Below are 558 nucleotides of genomic sequence, written 5' to 3'. Positions count from 1 at the left end.
ATCAAAGTGTGTTTGCTCACTCCCCGCAGCTTATCGCAAGCTACTACGTCCTTCATCGCCTGTAATCGCCAAGGCATCCACCATGTGCACTTATTCGCTTGTCCCTATAACGTTAGCCTCTGATAACCGAAATCATCAAAGAGCGCTACAGGGATAAGAAAGTACAACGTTGTTGCTTGTTTGTTGATACATACAATCATTACCCATCGATTTACCTTTTACGGCAAACCGATCAATAAATAATCTTTACTTCTTCCAGATTGTTAAAGAACATACAGCACTTGATCTCGAAAAGACCAAACCTAAATTCAATCACCAGTGTGATCAACTTACGTTTGAACTTTTGGTGGAGGATGACGGGATCGAACCGACGACCCCCTGCTTGCAAAGCAGGTGCTCTCCCAGCTGAGCTAATCCCCCAATGGGTAATACAGACTACAGAAACTGGTAGGGCTGGTTGGACTCGAACCAACGACCCCCGCGTTATCAACACGGTGCTCTAACCAGCTGAGCTACAGCCCCAAATGCTGTTCTTTATATTAACAGCCGATAAGTGTG

Annotated in this window: 2 tRNA genes and 1 rRNA gene; all 3 read right to left on the bottom strand. The window is 45.3% G+C overall.

Going from position 1 to position 558, the window contains the following annotated elements:
• Positions 1–104, bottom strand: a 23S ribosomal RNA gene (locus CSQ91_RS28440); the annotation flags it as partial.
• Positions 105–344: 240 nt separating this feature from the next.
• Positions 345–420, bottom strand: a tRNA-Ala gene (locus CSQ91_RS28435).
• A gap of 25 nt (positions 421–445) precedes the next feature.
• Positions 446–522, bottom strand: a tRNA-Ile gene (locus CSQ91_RS28430).
• Positions 523–558: the final 36 nt, after the last annotated feature.

This window comes from Janthinobacterium sp. BJB301 (genome assembly GCF_002735685.1).
Classification (GTDB): domain Bacteria; phylum Pseudomonadota; class Gammaproteobacteria; order Burkholderiales; family Burkholderiaceae_D; genus Janthinobacterium; species Janthinobacterium lividum.
Note: the sequence above shows the minus strand (reverse complement) of the source record. Positions and strands in the feature narration are given on the sequence as shown.